The organism is Methylobacter luteus IMV-B-3098 (assembly GCF_000427625.1).
GTDB lineage: Bacteria > Pseudomonadota > Gammaproteobacteria > Methylococcales > Methylomonadaceae > Methylobacter > Methylobacter luteus.
Genome location: NZ_KE386570.1, coordinates 39,587 through 55,771 on the forward strand (window position 1 = coordinate 39,587; position 16,185 = coordinate 55,771).

The 16,185-nt window shown below is 47.6% G+C and carries 10 protein-coding genes, 3 pseudogenes and 1 riboswitch; of the genes and pseudogenes, 8 read left to right on the plus strand and 5 right to left on the minus strand.

Annotated elements, in window-relative coordinates; translation table 11 throughout:
* Positions 1-440 precede the first annotated feature (440 nt).
* A complete protein-coding gene (locus METLU_RS0123755) occupies positions 441-995 on the minus strand; it encodes a hypothetical protein (RefSeq protein WP_027160362.1) in 555 nt (184 codons plus the stop codon).
* Positions 996-1,703: 708 nt separating this feature from the next.
* Positions 1,704-1,912, plus strand: a riboswitch (cobalamin riboswitch).
* Positions 1,913-2,160: 248 nt separating this feature from the next.
* Between METLU_RS0123755 and METLU_RS0123760 the strand changes: the two genes are divergently transcribed.
* Both METLU_RS0123760 and METLU_RS0123765 read left to right on the plus strand, forming a co-directional pair.
* Positions 2,161-4,272, plus strand: a complete 2,112-nt coding sequence (locus METLU_RS0123760; protein ID WP_036244113.1) for a TonB-dependent receptor — start codon at positions 2,161-2,163, stop codon at positions 4,270-4,272.
* Between the two features lie 147 nt (positions 4,273-4,419).
* Positions 4,420-5,373: an IS5 family transposase gene (locus tag METLU_RS0123765; protein WP_027160336.1), complete on the plus strand. Its 954-nt coding sequence runs from the start codon at positions 4,420-4,422 to the stop codon at positions 5,371-5,373.
* 125 nt (positions 5,374-5,498) lie between these two features.
* Here the strand turns inward: METLU_RS0123765 and METLU_RS0123770 are convergent, their stop codons facing one another.
* Positions 5,499-5,756, minus strand: coding sequence for an acyl carrier protein (locus METLU_RS0123770; protein WP_027160364.1), 258 nt, complete (start codon positions 5,754-5,756; stop codon positions 5,499-5,501).
* Between the two features lie 181 nt (positions 5,757-5,937).
* Here METLU_RS0123770 and METLU_RS0123775 point away from each other — a divergent pair.
* Positions 5,938-6,305 (plus strand): annotated as a pseudogene (locus METLU_RS0123775) (transposase); the annotation flags it as partial.
* 17 nt (positions 6,306-6,322) lie between these two features.
* Here the strand turns inward: METLU_RS0123775 and METLU_RS26455 are convergent.
* Together METLU_RS26455 and METLU_RS26460 are read right to left on the minus strand one after the other, a co-directional pair.
* Positions 6,323-6,670, minus strand: a pseudogene (locus METLU_RS26455) (IS110 family transposase); the annotation flags it as partial.
* A 466-nt stretch (positions 6,671-7,136) separates the two neighbouring features.
* Positions 7,137-8,120 (minus strand): annotated as a pseudogene (locus tag METLU_RS26460) (IS481 family transposase); the annotation flags it as partial.
* 233 nt (positions 8,121-8,353) lie between these two features.
* Between METLU_RS26460 and METLU_RS0123790 the strand changes: the two are divergent.
* Genes METLU_RS0123790 through METLU_RS0123800 form a run of 3 tightly spaced genes read left to right on the plus strand, consistent with a single transcriptional unit; the run spans position 8,354 to position 11,328 of the window.
* On the plus strand, positions 8,354-9,433 hold the full coding sequence (locus METLU_RS0123790) for a zinc-dependent alcohol dehydrogenase (RefSeq protein WP_027160366.1): 1,080 nt from the start codon (positions 8,354-8,356) through the stop codon (positions 9,431-9,433).
* 8 nt (positions 9,434-9,441) lie between these two features.
* On the plus strand, positions 9,442-10,131 hold the full coding sequence (locus METLU_RS26465; RefSeq protein ID WP_051300337.1) for a cupin domain-containing protein: 690 nt from the start codon (positions 9,442-9,444) through the stop codon (positions 10,129-10,131).
* Positions 10,132-11,328: a Gfo/Idh/MocA family protein gene (locus METLU_RS0123800; RefSeq protein ID WP_027160367.1), complete on the plus strand. Its 1,197-nt coding sequence runs from the start codon at positions 10,132-10,134 to the stop codon at positions 11,326-11,328. It begins immediately after the preceding gene.
* Positions 11,329-11,331: 3 nt separating this feature from the next.
* On the opposite strand, the gene METLU_RS0123805 is transcribed toward METLU_RS0123800, so the two are convergent.
* Complete coding sequence (locus METLU_RS0123805) at positions 11,332-12,279, minus strand: phosphotransferase enzyme family protein (protein WP_027160368.1); 948 nt, start codon at positions 12,277-12,279, stop codon at positions 11,332-11,334.
* A 37-nt stretch (positions 12,280-12,316) separates the two neighbouring features.
* On the opposite strand from METLU_RS0123805, the gene METLU_RS0123810 reads away from it, so the two are divergent.
* Complete coding sequence (locus METLU_RS0123810) at positions 12,317-13,987, plus strand: class I adenylate-forming enzyme family protein (protein ID WP_027160369.1); 1,671 nt, start codon at positions 12,317-12,319, stop codon at positions 13,985-13,987.
* Positions 13,974-16,178 carry a N,N-dimethylformamidase beta subunit family domain-containing protein gene (locus METLU_RS26470; RefSeq protein ID WP_051300339.1) on the plus strand — a complete coding sequence of 735 codons (2,205 nt, stop codon included), beginning with the start codon at positions 13,974-13,976 and terminating at the stop codon, positions 16,176-16,178. Before METLU_RS0123810 ends, METLU_RS26470 begins: the two co-directional genes overlap by 14 nt.
* The last annotated feature ends 7 nt before the right edge of the window (positions 16,179-16,185 follow it).

Here is a 16,185-nt window from a genome sequence, read left to right on the forward strand (position 1 = left end):
TGAGAGCAAAGATCAAGGCGCATTTCAATTGCTAACATTGATGCATCGCCTGATACAGCCCCTAAACAGGACGTCTGTTCGGACCATGGTTATCTCAATCCGATAAATAAGCCTGTACCGCATTCATCGCAGCATTCGTTTTGGATGATTGCTTGCTTCCTCCACTAGGCTTATTATTCAGGGTGTATTTCAGCACAGAGAGGGCAGTCGCGTAATTCAGCGTATATTTTTCCACCAAATATTTGTCACCCCTATCCAGCAGAGCAGCAAAGGGGTTTCGAGGTGCCTGTCAGAATTGGAGATTTTATTATAATGTGATTTATTCAGCGCCGACTAAGTACAGATGATTTTTTATCTCAGCCTCAATATCCATACGAGCACTTGCAAATTCTTCATTCGCCAAGCGAGATAGTTCAAACTTCCGGTTTGAGCATGTCAGATTAGTTTCTATGTCTGTCAAGTTCAAGTGGGATTAACTCCGCAAATATCCTCTGTGCAGAAGCCGATATCACTCCAGATATGTTCTCGCATGTTGTTTTGTCGTTAACTTGATATATAATGCCACCATATATATTATCATTTATATAATTGCAAATCTGGAAGTTATCATCGACGAAAATGAATATCTCGCTGTAATTGATTAATTTTTCTATAAGATTGCATTTTGAAAATATCCATGCACTATCAACAAAATGAATATCATTATAGTAGAGTCCTATTTGCTTTAAATTTCTGATTCTTTTCTGGCAAAATTCGGATGGAAAACCAGTTATAAGAATTATTTCATGGCTTATTCCAAGGTGCCTAATAAGAGAAACATCAATTAGCGGTTCTAATTGTTCACAGAAATTGCTCATTAAGAAATTATTCCAGACCCATGACCATTCATCCTCTGTGCCTTTATTGATTTTTTTCTTAAGATTAATTTCAACGAAGCTATAAAAAGAAGATTCCAAGTCAAGTATTACACCATCAATATCCAAGAATATTTTCATCCGATAATCCATTGCCAGCAATATTCAATCAATATAAAATTGAGGGATTTAAGTAATTTCACAAAACTAATTTTAAAATTTGCGCCGATACTATTCAATGGCTTTGTTGCATACATGGACGGAAGAATACAAATATTAACACATATTTTTTATCCCATTGAGCATCCTCCTCGCTCTTTCATTTTAATCTACATTCCAGGTTTCAGATACGACCAAATAAAGCCCAATTGGTTTCGGAACTTAATTACTGTTCCAATAATGATTAGACTAGGTGATTTTATACATTTAATTTCCAACTTTTCAGAAAGATTTGATAGAGTGCCGGTAACTGTAGCGGCCTGAAAACATAAATCGCAGGACCTGTAAACATCGCGATTTCCGGCCCGAATTAATTGCCAATGAGCTTACATTATTTGCCAACAGCCTGCAAATATCGCTCAGGACCCACATTAATTGCCAATAAGAAAAAACAGACTATTCCAATAAAAGCAGCCATTGGAAATTAATAACTTTACGTTAAATTGTGCTACTGCCACTGGATGATCAAAAAACTCCACAGTTATCTGCTCTGATTCGTACAGTGGCAACCTGTGACTACTGAGGAGTTACATGGACAACACTATGACATGGATAAGTTGCCGAGAATTGTCATTGCTTTTGACATCAAGCACTACGCCGGAAATTTGCTTTATCTTGGTTACCCCTTATAATTGCCGCCTGTTTTCAGGTTCTGTCAGGTTTTTTACCTGATGATTAAACAGGAAGTCGGTCAGGTCACACCAAAGCCGACGCTGCCCCCGCAACGGTAGATAAGTAAAAGAATCGTTAAAAATGCCACTGTGCTATGCATGGGAAGGTGACGATTCAGGCTTCCGCCACTTATAAGCCCGGAGACCGGCCTGAAAGTTTGATTCGATGCAGCGGAGGGCTGTCAGCGAAAATGACAGTGCAGCTTCGCATTTGCGCCCTCTCTCATTTTCCTTAGTCCTCTGTTGTGTACTACAACCTTTATGCGCGGGCGGCGCAGGGGACACATGCAAGAACTTATCTTCGGCAGCTTATTACCTACAGGTATTACTGCCCGGTTACATCGCAGGAAACACCCAAAAGCCTTCCCGATAGGATGGTTATCATGTCCAGATTGAAAGTCAGGACATGAGTTGCCATGCGTATTAAAAAACAAAACTCTAAAATCTGCCTGGCTATAGGTGGGCTGTTGGATCTGAGCTGTGCCATGGTTAATGCCGATTCTCAACCTGTGGAACTAGAGGAAATGGTCGTCGAAGCCGGGCGAGAAAATGATCTTATTGGCACGACTGGTTCAGCGTCACAGGGCGAAGTCCGCCAGGCACAACTCGAATACCGCCCGATGTCCCGTAACGGCGAACTCATGGAAGTAGTGCCAGGGGCGTTAGCCAACCAGCACAGCGGTTCCGGCAAAGCCAATCAGTATTTCCTGCGCGGCTTCAATCTCGATCACGGCACGGATTTTACGACCTACGTCGACGGCATTCCCATGAACATGCCTACCCATGCCCATGGGCAAGGTTATATGGACATCAATAGCGTCATCCCGGAATTGGTAAAGAAGATTGATTACGGCAAAGGCCCGTATTATGCGGAAATCGGAGATTTTTCCTCAGCCGGTTATTCGAAAATGTTCTCGATGGACCAATTGCCTACAGGCTTGTTGAAGTTTACCGGCGGCGAGTTCGGTTATTACCGTGCTTTAGTAGCTAATTCCAACAAAGTTGGCAGCGGCGATTTACTTTATGCTGGCGAGTTCAATTTCTATAACGGCGTCTGGCAGCAACCGGAGGATACAAAAAAATTTAACGGCATGCTGCGTTACACGCTTGATAAAGGCGACTGGGGGTTATCGGTTAACGGTAAGGGTTATACCAACAGCTGGACGGCAACCAACCAAATCCCTCAAGCCTTAATTGATAACGGCACGCTCGACCTTTACGGCACCATGGATCCCACGGATGGTGGCAAAACCAACCGCTACAGTTTTTCAACCAATCTCTGGAACAAAAGCGATAACTGGAAAAATGACGCCAATATCTATGTGCTGTACTACGATGTGGATTTATTCTCCAATCTCACTGGCTATTTAGACAACCCGGTCAACGGTGATCAGATACACCAGTTTGAACATCGGGTACAGACAGGTGGCAATATCGAACATACCCGCTACAGCCAGCTGTTCGGTTTTGACATGGACAACACCGCGGGGTTCCAGCTTCGCCATGATGAAATCATGGGCTTGGGCTTGGATCATACTGTCGGTCGGCACTATCTCAGTACGGTCAGTCGCAGCAATGTCAGCGAGACCACTGCCGGAATTTATCTCAAGAACCAGACCTATTGGCACGAAAAAGTGCGTACCATTGCTGGTTTAAGAGGGGACTTTATCCATGACGATGTCACGGTGCTCGACACGGCTACGCATGACCCTGCTGTGAATGCGGCAAATTCAGGCAGTCGAGGGCAAGCGCTAGTCAGCCCAAAGCTAAGCCTGGTCATCGGCCCTTGGTACAAGACTGAATACTTTATCAATGGCGGTTTCGGCTATCATTCCAACGATGCGCGTGGCACGACGCTGCAATTCGATCCCAATACCGGTACCGCACTAGACAGCAGTGCCGCCAGAATCTCGCCTATGGCCCAGTCACGCGGCGCTGAAACAGGCATTCGCAGCAACTTTATCAAAGGCTTGAACAGCACTCTGGCATTCTGGTGGCTGGAGAGCGATCAGGAACTGGTGTTTACGGGTGATGCTGGTACCACTGAAGTCAAAGGGAAATCCCATCGTTACGGCGTTGAGTGGACCAATTACTATAAGCCGACCGATTGGCTGACGCTGGATGCTGACTTTGCCTTTAGTTCGGCACGGTATGTGGCGATGCCAGAGGGTGAAACCAACAACTATATCCCAAACTCCGTCGGCACAGTTATCTCAACGGGCGCTACAGTGGTTGCCCCTAACGGCCTGTTCGGCACGGTACGGTTGCGCCACTTTGATGACATGCCGCTGGACCCTTCCGGTGCATTCTGGTCTGGCTCGACCAGCATCGTCAATTTAGGGGCGGGCTACCAGCAAAAGAGATATAAACTGGAAGTCGATATTTTCAATATTTTCGATTCGACCGCCAACGATATTGCCTACGCTTATCAATATGCCTATTCTGCTGGTGCTTCGCCGCAGACTGGTATTCTGAAACACCCAGTTGAACCACGCATGGCTCGGGCAACTGTCACGATCCCTTTCTAATGAAAGCTTAATGAACAGTCAAACGTTTGACATAACAACACTCACAGGAATGTCTCTTATAGGCGTTGTTGAATAAATCAGGTTTTCAGCATTCAAGTCGTTTATATGACATTATCTTGGATCCATTACTTCAATCGATTTCACCGCATGCCGTATAAACATAACGAGAGCCGCCGCCATAAAATCAAAAAATCTCGTTATCAAGTGACGAACTGGCATGACTACAATAATGGGTTACGGCGACGTGGTGATTTTACGATCTGGTTTACTGAAGAAGCGATAGCGGGGTGGCGCCCAATCAAGACTGGTGCTCGCGGGCGGCCACGTGAATATTCTGACATCGCGATAGAAACCGCCGGGTTTATTCGCCAGGTTTTTCATTTGCCGCTACGTCAAACCGAAGGTTTCATGAATTCGCCGGCTCGTGTTATGAACGCAGGTATCACTATTCCTGACTTCAGTAGCATTGCCAAGCGCAGCATTGTCTTTCCCAGGCATATCCTGAGCAAGGCGAAGGAAGCAGGCAGTATTGTGATCGTTGACTCCACCGGACTCAAAGTCTATGGCAAAGACGAATGGCACCAGGAAAAACATAATGTTCCTGCTCGGCGCACCTGGCGTAGACTGCATCTTGTGATTGTTGAAAATCATAACGTTCTGGCCTGTGAACTCACTACGCCAGAAGTGGGCGACCCGACTGCAGTTCCCGATTTGCTCGACCAAATTGACACGCCTTTCGATATTTTCATGGGCGATGGCGCCTACGATGGAGAGCCAGTTTATAAGGCGGTTTTAGCTAAACAGTCGCATGTACATGTAGTGGTTCCGCCGCCCAGGAACGCAGTTTGTTCAGACGCTGGTGACACGCAGCGAGACCAGCATATTCAAACCCTTGCTGAACAAGGTCGCATAGCGTGGCAACGAAAAACGGGTTACAACTTTCGAAACTATGTTGAGCTTGCCATGCAGCGTTATAAGCGCATTTTTGGCAACACCATGAAAGCACGTGCGTTGCCTCAACAAAAAACTGAAGCATGGTGCAGTGCGTCTGCTCTCAACAGAATGACAGGCCTGGGTATGCCTGTGTCTATCAAAATCTAGTGCAAAAGCTAGAAATGATGTGCTTCGGCCAAATTTCGATTTATTCAACAACGCCCGTGGACTACGAATTGCGGCATAAAGCCGCTTAACCATATGTCCGGAAAAGTGTTGACGCATCAGTTAACCTATTGCACGGATAACAGCACTCGAGCAATTCCATCCAATGTGCCCATTTCATAGAGATTGAAGCGCTCATCCGATATGCTCACTGCAAACTCTTCCTCCAGCCCCACGAGAAACATGAATAGCCCCATGGAATCCAAATTTTCCTTCAATGGTGAATCGATTGGCCAGTTCAGACACTCAGGATCACCAACAAATTTCTCGAGATATACGCGTAGTTTGTCGCATATCTCTTTATGTTGAACGTGTAACTCAGTCATATCTGCTCGCTGTCAGGACGTGGGTAATTTCGATTCGACCGGCTTAGAATTAACACCGGAACTCTACCAAGTCTATATGTTCGGCATAGTATAAGTGATGGTGCCGAAAAATTGAACAGGCCGTCAAGTGAAAGACCCGCTACTTTTGAAAGTCCGCGAGGACAGAGAACTGGAGCAGAAAATGTCCAAAAAACCGAGAAGAAAACATTCACCGGCCTTCAAGGCCAAAGTAGCGTTGGCGGCCTCAGCCGGTGATAAAACCCTGGCGCAGTTGACCCAGGAACTCGAAGTTCATCAGAACCAAATCGTCGATTGGAAGAAGCAACTGACCGAGCGGGCTGCCAAGGTGTTTGGCAAGCCGGCGGAGTCCGCGTCGCCGCTGGTCGATCTGCAAGCCCTGCACGCCAAAATCGGCCAGTTGACACTGGAAAACGATTTTTTATAAGGCGCGCTCACCAAGGCGGGATTGCTGAGCCCAAAACGATGATAGACCGTGAATCTAAATGGTCGATTGGTCGGCAGGCAAAGTTACTGGGCATCAGTCGCGGTAGATACCGCCTTTCGAGTCAAGCCCTAATAGTCATTTTTTGTTGGAAATCGGCCTGATAGGGCAAACGGTTTTTAACCACATCGAAGCACAAATGCACCAATTTGCGCATGACGGCCCCCAATGCTGACATTTTGCATTTACCACGCGCCTGCAGGCGTTGATAAAGGGCTTTGAGCTGTGGGTTGTATTGAATGCCGACAATCGCTGCCATGTAAAGTTTGGTTCCCACATAAGCCGGGCCTGCCTTGGACAATCGGGGTCTGGCCAATACGGACGAACCCGACTGCCGTTCGATCGGCACCACACCCAAATATGCTGCCAGTTGCTCCGCCGAGTTAAAACGGTGATTGTGCAGTATTGATACGAACTCAGGTTTACCTAAGTCCAACGAAGATCCGTGTTCTCTCTAAACGAAACGTTTCCTTGCAGCGAGCGGGAATGGCTAAACATGGCATGCGGAGCCATCAGTGAGCACCTGTTCAATTTAATTTTTTCACAAAAACAATTCGCACAAGGTAATGCCGCACTGCAAACGATAAACTGAACGGTTACCCTGCATGGAAAAAGCAAAGCAAGAATACTGTGCTTTCGATAATGGCCGATCCGGGAAACGGCACCGGAAGCTCATAACAACCCACACTAATAAGGTACTCAGATTAAAAAATCTGTAACGCCAGTCAGCTGAGTGCAGTTGGATGTCGAATCCCTTTTCGCCATGCTTACCCAGCTTGGCTTGGAATTATCCAACTCCCGATGCCCGCACCGACCATAGCTTGTACAGTTGGGCCGCAATTCTGTACATTCTTTATATAATATATACCACTAGAGATGTTTAGTCCCACGATGTGCTGGATGGGGTCGATTCTGAAGCGATCAGGATCTTTTGTCCAGATCTGACAGATGTATTCGTAGGGTGTCAGCCCTTTGAGCATTTTGAGCCGCTTGGCGAAGTTGTAAACCATAACGAACGCGTGCAGATGTTGCTTGAGTTGATCATGTGAGCCGTAGTGATACTGTTTTACAGTCGCCTCTTTGAGCGTTCGATTCATGCGTTCGACTTGGCCGTTTGTCCATGGATGCTTAGGTTTGGTCAGCCGGTGATCAATATCGTTCTTAGCGCAAGCCAGTTCAAAGGCATGTGCGCGGAAGATATGCCCGGCCTCCAAAGCCTCTTTGAGATCTTTTGCGGTGGAATGCCGATTGCCCGGTGTGGTGAAGTGCGTTCCGTTGTCGGTGAGAATGGTGTGGATTTTGTAAGGAACGGCGATGATAAGCTCTTGCAGAAAGTTTCCCGCAATTTGACGGGTTGCCGTCTCGTGAAGTTGTACGAAGACAAACTTGGACGTACGATCAATGGCAACAAACATGTAGAGCTTGCCCTCCTCAGTGCGCACTTCGGCGATATCGATATGAAAGTAGCCGATCGGATAGTCTTTGAATTTCTTTTTATCTGTGGCGTCTTTCGTATCCGGTAGGCGACTTATCCCATGCCGCTGGTAACAACGATGTAGAGATGACCGTGTCAGATGAGGAATGCTGGCTTGCAAACTGTAAAGGCAGTCGTCTAAAGACAGGAGAGTATGCTGCCGAAAGGCGACGCAGGCGGCTTCCTCCTCTTTTGTCAGAACTGTTGAGCGAACCTCTTTGGGACCCATAGGGGCATCTTGAACCGTTTGCCGCTTGCGCCACTTGGCAACCGTTTTCGGGTTGATCCCGTGTCGAGCCGCCAGTTTGTTCAGGCTCTCTTGACTATGTTGTATCGCTCGACGCACCGCCTCTGTCGTGCGGGCGCATCCGTGTAAAACTTGTCCCATAGTTCCTCCCGTTGTAGCTGGCTATACTTTACACCAGCACATCGTGGGACTAAACATCTAGCAGGTTGGTGAAAAACTCTTTTTCGGCGCTAATTGAATCTATATGCAGTAGAAGAAGTGCGGTCTTTTCACTAAATAAAGCCTTCCTCCTAACAAATTAGTAGCTACCGTATGGTTTTTCACCAACCTGTTAGGTTACAATTTGAAAAATCCATTATAATGAATTTGATCTAATGACCAGAATGTTGCATCCGCAAGGCACTCCTGCTTCCCGCCTCATTTTTAAAGCCAAGCGTCAACCCGTCATTGAAGAATTTTCTCTTTCTCCTCTTGGAGAAAATGACGTACTACTGAGAACTGAATTCAGCGTCATAAGCCCCGGAACGGAGCGGGCGTTCCTGCTTGCGGAACCCAACACAGACCCCCATGAAGTGGGATTCCCATTTGCTCCAGGTTATTCCAACGTCGGAAGGGTTATCGAAATTGGTAGCAGCGTAAAGCATATTCAACCAGGCGATATGATCGCGACAATGACTCCTCATCAAAGTCACTCCATTGTTTGTGTGCCGGAACTTAACGGGCAACACCTGGGTAATGTGTTCGATAAGATGCCACACAGCCAACTGGGCTGGAAGCTACCGTCATCTACAACCACGGAAAACGAGCTTTCGCAAATAGCAGCATTCATGATTGCAACGGTCTCGCTCTATGGCATACGAATCGCCAAGATTGATTTCGGGGACCATGTCACTATTGTTGGACTAGGCCCCATTGGCCTCATTGCCGGTCAGCTGGCAATGCGGGCTGGCGCTACTTCGGTAACAGGTGTGGCCGGCGACGCAAGACTCCGGGAAGCCGCCACACAGTCTGGTTTCGACCATGTCCATAAAACCATGCCCACGGATTATAACCCGCAAAGCAACTTTGGCTGCCATATTGTCATTGAATGCACGGGCAGAGTCGAGAGCCTCATTGATACCATCGAAAAATGCCCCCAAGGGGCAACGTTGGTGCTGTTAGGATGCACAAGAGGGGCCTTGCCCGATGTCAATTTCTATAATCTCATTCAACGCAAAGCAATAACCATAATCGGCGCTCATCAACCGACACGGACTGAGCCTAATTATCTGGAGCGCCGCGTTAGCCTGTATCGGGACGCCCGGATAGTCATAGAGATGATTGCAAATGGAAAACTGGACATCGGGCCTGCTCTGGGCATAACATCCGACATTGATCAGTTCCAAACTGTCTATGAATCAATTTGCAATCGCGAATTGACCGGAGCGGTCGTATTTAAGTGGAATGAGCACTAGGAGCATATATGGAATTTATTGAACTATCGCCAGACGATTCAAACTCAACTCTGGAAAAGCTCTGCATAGCGGAGCAACTAGTCTACTGGAATGAGCACACCACCCATAATCTTCCGCCAAAAAGCAGATTTGGGTTCGTCCTTTCAGGCAAGACCGAAGTGCAGTTTGACAATGGTGTAACATGCACGCTGCCGGAACATGCCTGTTTTTCATTCGATCAAGGTGCAACATTGAAGGGTGGAACAGGCTTTCTGATTGAACTCCAGGGTAACTCGCCACTGCATTTAATTGGTGGGCCGGTCGAAAAATGGGGTCGCTTAAAGTATATAGACGGTTGCACAGATACACTGCTCCTGCCGCCTTCCAGGCTGGGGGAGCCATGCCTGAATGCACTTTACTTTCCAGCAGGCGTCACTCAAACCATTCACACACACCCTTCTGTTCGCATTGGCGCAGTGATTAACGGCCACGGCATGTGCCGAACACCTTCAGGCAATTACTCCTTGCGTCCAGGTATGTTATTTGTCATACCGCCGAATGCTTTGCACGGGTTTGTTACCACCACATCCGCAATGACGATAGTAGCCTACCATCCGGACAGCGATTCGGGGCCCCGCGATGATGACCATCCCATGATTAATCGCACCATGGTTAATGGCACTTCCGCAAAGTATCTTGAAGCAATCAGGACTTCTTGAATGAGCGACCGTAAGATATTACTGGTTGGGGCCGGACAGGCCGGGCTGCGCTTTCTGCGGGCGTGCATGGTGCTTGCGAAATCCGGCGCCGAACTGAAGATTGTTGGTATTGTCGAGTCTTGCCCCGAGCGCAGAAAGCAGCTGGCGAACCAGTTGAATCTCGGTGTTTTCGAAAGTTTATCGGAGTCGCGTCGTCTTGGATTGCGTCCGGATGCCGCGATTGTCACCGTACCAGAGCCGTCACATGCGGAAGTGCTTCTTCAACTTGCGCAGGAATACCCCGAGCTCGAAATCGCTATTTGTGAAAAGCCGCTGACACACACACTGGAAGAAGCACAAGCAGTCGCACATGCCTACAAAGGAAAACTTTTGACTGTCAATTTTGTCGAGAGATACAGCCCTGCAATCGAGCATCTCATTTGCTTCCTCCGCAATAATAACCGAAAGATCCTTAGGGCCAGTTGCTGGTGGGGAAAATATCGTATAAAGGATGCGCGCCCAACCAAGGGCGTTGTTTCAGTTGAATTGGCACACCCGGTGGATCTGCTCTTATATTTATGCGAAGTTGCACCAGGAACACCCTACCACATTAACGGCGTCATCTCAGGAACCAGCAATTTCTCCACAGGAGACCCTTGCGAGGCGCCATTAGACAGCATCTACGCATCACTGACTCTTGACAACAAGGTGCACATTTTTATCAGTAGCTCCCTGCTTTGGTCTCAACGCGATCGACGTATAGAGCTGATCGTTGGCAATGAACGCAACGAGGCCACTGAAATTGTTCGTTTCATATTTGATAGTCCCGCCTGGGATATCGATACACTGGAAATTTACGACATTACGGCGCAGGGGGGGGCTCTGCAATTGATTGAGGCGGTGCACATTAAGAAGGAATACTGGCCCGAGGAAAAATTCACTATTGGCAAGGTGTGCAATTTTCTGGAAGCTGCGCTGAATATAAGGAACGTCTTGCCGAGCGTTTCACTACCCAACGCAGAGCACTGCGTTTATGTCCAGGAAATTTTAACGAAACTGGAGCTCATGGCCCAAATGCAAGCATTCCATCAGAATATATTTACCGATCCTGAAATTCACGACCAGAACAGTGTTAGTAAAAAATTAACCACTTTGCAGAAAATGGAAGATAATACATTGACTGATAAAGCCATGTATATTTGGGACAAGAACTATTAATCATTATTTGTATAATTCAAAGTGTTTTTTAATTCTAGGAAGAGATTCCATTAGAAAGTAAGCAAAGTGATCCAACTGGCCTTGCTTCCTTTTCGATATTGTACGAGCGGTATCGTGTAAGAAAATATGAACAGGATGCAAGTAGAGCCACTCTTCCAATGCACCGTAATCTTCTATTTCACGTTCTGATCGGTACCCCAGGAGAAATCTCGTGATATTAGTATCATTACAGTTGCCAAAGGCGGTTAGAAAATAATATATGGCCTGTGCAATGTCGGAGTATAAGGGTCCGAAACACGACTTTTCCCAATCTATGACAAAAATCTCCCCCTTGTTCACGATCAAATTACTTGGCGAGAAATCTCCATGCGCGAGCCCTACCGGGGAAAAAGGCAAGTTTGAGTTAGCACGCAGAGTAACAATCTGAATGGCAACATTGACTATCTCCAGTGCTTCGGGATGGTCATTCAGTACTTCGGGCGCCTGCACTATTAATTCCCAGCTCGACGCTGACCTGTTATAGATTGGCATATAGAAGAACTGTCGACCATTCGGCGGCATGGCTTGCAGCGTTGTCTTGTGGATGCGCGCCAGGGTTCTTCCGAGCTCATGCAGACGCTCGCCGAAAACAGCACCAATATCGGCTTGAGCTGTTCCTTCTATCCATGGTCTTACCGATACTGTTATGCCGCCAGTGAATGTCCACGATTGATGGCCCACAGGAGTGCCAACCCCCTGCAAACTGGCTTCATTCATAAGCAGGTCGTCACAGGCAATGCCTCTCGCACTTCTTTGCTCATCAATGCGCACCAATGCAGTCAATCCGGATGCCAGATGAACCTTATAATTTCGCGCGGCAACCCCCCGTTCACACCGCTTGCATGATAATATATTGGAATTAAAATAGTTTTTGCCTACATGCTCAATAATTCCAATATCATCGCTTATCATGGTATGCTAATCATTCTCTGTTTGCATAGGAACTGAAATGGTAGAGCTGGTTTCGCAATCCGGTACCCCTTGGTCCTACGGCCAGAAAGGTTACATGGAAAGACTTATAGACGTCGACACTATACCAAAGATGCTCTTAGGATTACAGGCAGAACAACTGCACGACCAGCCCTCGCTTACCTGGTACAGTGAGGGAAGCGCCAAACGCAGTTGGAATTATGCTCAACTTATACATCGTGTAAATGCATACGCAGCCGATATAAGTACCAGGCTTGGCGTGTCCCATGGTGATCGGGTATTGGTTATTTCCGCCAACTCACCTTTTGTTTTCCTCACACATCTTGCCATAATGAGCCTAGGTGCGATTACTGTACCTGTTGGGCCAAACGAGTCTCCCGCGGTACTCCGCCATATAGCAAAGCTGGTTTCGCCCAAACTGGCCCTGCTGTCGTCACAAACCGATGACGCATTACTTCAACAGTTGGACGTAGAAGGCATTCCCAAACATACCATTACATCCCTCAATGAGAATCCTCCCTCCGAGCGACGCGAGCCCCCCCCCGTCAATCCTGATGATGTTGCTGTAATTATTTTTACTTCCGGAACTACGTCTGCTCCCAAAGGCGTAACACTTAGCCATTATAATTTGCTTAGTAACGCTGAGGGTCTGAAAAGATCACATCATTTGGAACCAGGCCATGTACATGGATGCGTACTCCCCTTGTATCACAGCAATGCTTTTGGCTTTTCGATGGTTACCTCAATGTATGCCAGAAGCCACGTGGTGCTATTTACGGACTCAATCGGCCCCGGCTTATGGGCTGGCTTACAAGATATGAAGGTCAATGTTGTCTCGTTAGTCCCCAATATCATTCACTTGCTTGCAAAACGAAAGCCATCCTCAAGGATTTCCGAGACTTTAAAGTACGTGGTGTCGGCCGCTGCTCCCCTTCCCTTACGGACGTTGCAGGAATTCGAGGAGAATGTCGGCATCGCAATTCACCAAGGGTATGGACTCAGCGAGTGCACAAATTTTGCCACCACTATACCTCACAACATAAACCCGGCACTGCGGCAGCATCTGATGTATAACTGGCAGGTTCCAAGTATCGGTACGCCACTGTATGGCACAGATGTAAACGTAATATTACCAGACGGGAGTCCAGCGAAAGCCGAACAAGAGGGCGAAATCGTAATCCAGGGCCACAATATCATGAAGGGCTACTGGTCCGATCCTGCGTCGAGCTCCGCTGCGTTCGAGGGGGGAGTATTTCATAGTGGGGATCTGGGCTTTTTCGTCGAGTATCAAGACTGGAAGTACTTCTTTATCACAGGTAGAATTAAAGAGATAATTATAAGAAACGGCGAATGTATGTCACCGCTTCACATCGAACGTGAGCTCATCGGGCTCAGCAGGATCGGCGCTTATGCCGTGTGCGGATTTCCCAATGATTATTGCGGTGAAGAAATTGGTTTGTATGTTCATTCTGATAAAGATGAGGCCATTTCTGAAATTGAAGCCATGCTGTCTTCCTGCTCGAGTCGCTATCGCCCCAGAATGGTTGTCGTTGGCACGCAACCAGTTCCAACTTCAGTAACTGGAAAGGTTCAACGAACGAAACTTAAGGATTTCTTTGCTGGTGGTAAATCTACTTTTTTCGGCCAGCCGAAAATTATTAGAATGAAATGCGCGTATGAAGACCTATGATTTAATGGGGTACGCTGACCGCTGGAGCGCAAGACCAAGCGATGAGATTCAGTTTAAGGTCCACTGTGATGATCCCCGGGGATATGCTGTTCAGATCGGTCGATTATGGGGCCCCGCTTTACCGGATGAACCCCATTCAAGCTATTTTGAGGCGATTAGCGCTGCATGTAATGGCGAGCAGCCGGCAGGAACACAAACAACATTATGCGGCTCCCTGGCAGTCTTTCCACCTCTTGACATAGACTATCACCGGGGCTTCACTTGGTTTTTCTTCTTTCGCCCTACGCTGCTTGCGCATACCTGCCCGCAAACATTATCCCGGCTGTGTCTGGACCGCGGGATAACGACAACGCTGCAGGTCGCTGCAAATAGCCAATTGGAATTAGTCATTGAACATCGTGATGGTCTTAGATTAGTCCCTCTACCCGTCAAACTTACTAAAGAATGGTTCGCCTGTGGGATTTCATATTCCTTGGCCTCCGGCGAACTGATCCTGTGGTTTAAGGGAATTTTTCAGGGCGCAAATCCTCCCTTTGAGTACCATCTGCAAATTCAGCTACGATTCGATAATCTTGCCATCGCTACTAAACTTTCAGTAACTGTAGCTGGATTGGCGCACTCGGAAACCACCAACCTCGGCTCGCGCCAATCCTTCAACGGATTAATCGAGTACCCGACTGTGTTCGATAGTGCGATGTCCCCTGATCAACTCAGACGTATATCGGCTTTGGATTTTGCAGAACTGCATCTGGATAATGTCATCGCATCCTGGGACTTTAGCATAGGTATTTCAGGTGACATCGTCTTCGACCGGGCGATGCGGGCGCTGCACGGTAAACTGATAAACCAACCTGCAAGAGGAGTCCCGGGACGGACCTGGCACCCGGATTCACCTAGTTGGAAGTTTGAACCGCGTTGTTATGCCGCTGTCCACTTTCATTCAGATGATATGATTGATGCCGAGTGGGAAACGAGCTTTTGCTACACTGTGCCACATAACCTTCCTTCCGGCATATATGCAGCAAGACTTTTTCGCGACGAAACACAGTTCTACATCCCCTTTGTTGTGCGTCCAAGCACAACAGCTAGCTGCAGAATCGCGTTTCTAGTGCCAACTGCCACCTATATTGCGTATCAGAACCACCGATCGCGCTACTTCAGCTCAGCCAATGAACGCCTTCATGGACGTTTGAATATTTTGGATAGTACGGACTTAATGTTTATTCGAAATGAGCAGTTTGGCCTGTCAACCTATGACACACATATTGATGGTTCCGGTGTGTACTACTCGTCTGCTTCACGACCGGCTTTCAATATCAAGCCCGGGGGCCGATTGTGGAATTTCGCCGCTGATCTCCTGATTGTTAAGTGGCTCAAAGCTATTGACATGTCCGTCGACGTACTGACGGACGAAGACCTAGATAGGGAAGGCCTTCCTGCGATCGCCAATTACGATGTTTTATTCTCGGGCTCTCATCCAGAGTACGTATCCACATCAATGTATAACGCCCTGGAGCAGTTTGTGTCTAAAGGCGGTTCATTGCTGTATTTGGGCGGTAATGGGTTTTACTGGCGGATTGCTTTTCATCCGACAAAACGGGGCGTGATTGAAGTGCGACGCACTGAGGGGGTCCGCTCCTGGGACGCCGGACCAGGCTGTTATTACACCAGTTTTTCAGGAGAGCGCAGCGGCCTGTGGAGAGCGAACGGTAAGCCCCCTCAGAAATTTCTTGGTGTGGGTTTTATCGGACAGGGCTTCGATATTTCCTCTTATTACAGGCGAACATCCACAGCCAAAACATCAGCGTGGGCATTCGAAGGTATCCGATCCGATATTTTAGGGGACTTCGGCCTTATGCTCGGCGGAGCAGCGGGACTGGAGCTTGACGCTGTTGATTATGAACTGGGTACACCGGAGGACACTATTATTCTGGCAACCAGCGAGAAGCACTCAAACATTTATGAACTCGCAATTGAAGAGGTTCTAACGCCACACGGCGCTACAGACGCCATTCTGTGTAATCGAATACGCTCAAATATCGTGTTGACGCGACCGTTTTACAATGGTGGCTGGGTATTTTCCGCGGGTTCAATAGCATTTGTTGGAGCCCTTGCCTACGGGGATATAAATAATAGTATCTCCAGGCTTGTACAAAACGTTTTGCAGCGGTTTCTCGCCCAAACGACCTAGAAGACCG

Coding starts and splice junctions, on each gene's coding strand:
- METLU_RS0123755 (WP_027160362.1), bottom strand. CDS start 995: ATGAAAATATTCTTGGATATTGATGGTGTAATACTTGACTTGGAATCT.
- METLU_RS0123760 (WP_036244113.1), top strand. CDS start 2,161: ATGCGTATTAAAAAACAAAACTCTAAAATCTGCCTGGCTATAGGTGGG.
- METLU_RS0123765 (WP_027160336.1), top strand. CDS start 4,420: ATGCCGTATAAACATAACGAGAGCCGCCGCCATAAAATCAAAAAATCT.
- METLU_RS0123770 (WP_027160364.1), bottom strand. CDS start 5,756: ATGACTGAGTTACACGTTCAACATAAAGAGATATGCGACAAACTACGC.
- METLU_RS0123790 (WP_027160366.1), top strand. CDS start 8,354: ATGACCAGAATGTTGCATCCGCAAGGCACTCCTGCTTCCCGCCTCATT.
- METLU_RS26465 (WP_051300337.1), top strand. CDS start 9,442: ATGGAATTTATTGAACTATCGCCAGACGATTCAAACTCAACTCTGGAA.
- METLU_RS0123800 (WP_027160367.1), top strand. CDS start 10,132: ATGAGCGACCGTAAGATATTACTGGTTGGGGCCGGACAGGCCGGGCTG.
- METLU_RS0123805 (WP_027160368.1), bottom strand. CDS start 12,279: ATGATAAGCGATGATATTGGAATTATTGAGCATGTAGGCAAAAACTAT.
- METLU_RS0123810 (WP_027160369.1), top strand. CDS start 12,317: ATGGTAGAGCTGGTTTCGCAATCCGGTACCCCTTGGTCCTACGGCCAG.
- METLU_RS26470 (WP_051300339.1), top strand. CDS start 13,974: ATGAAGACCTATGATTTAATGGGGTACGCTGACCGCTGGAGCGCAAGA.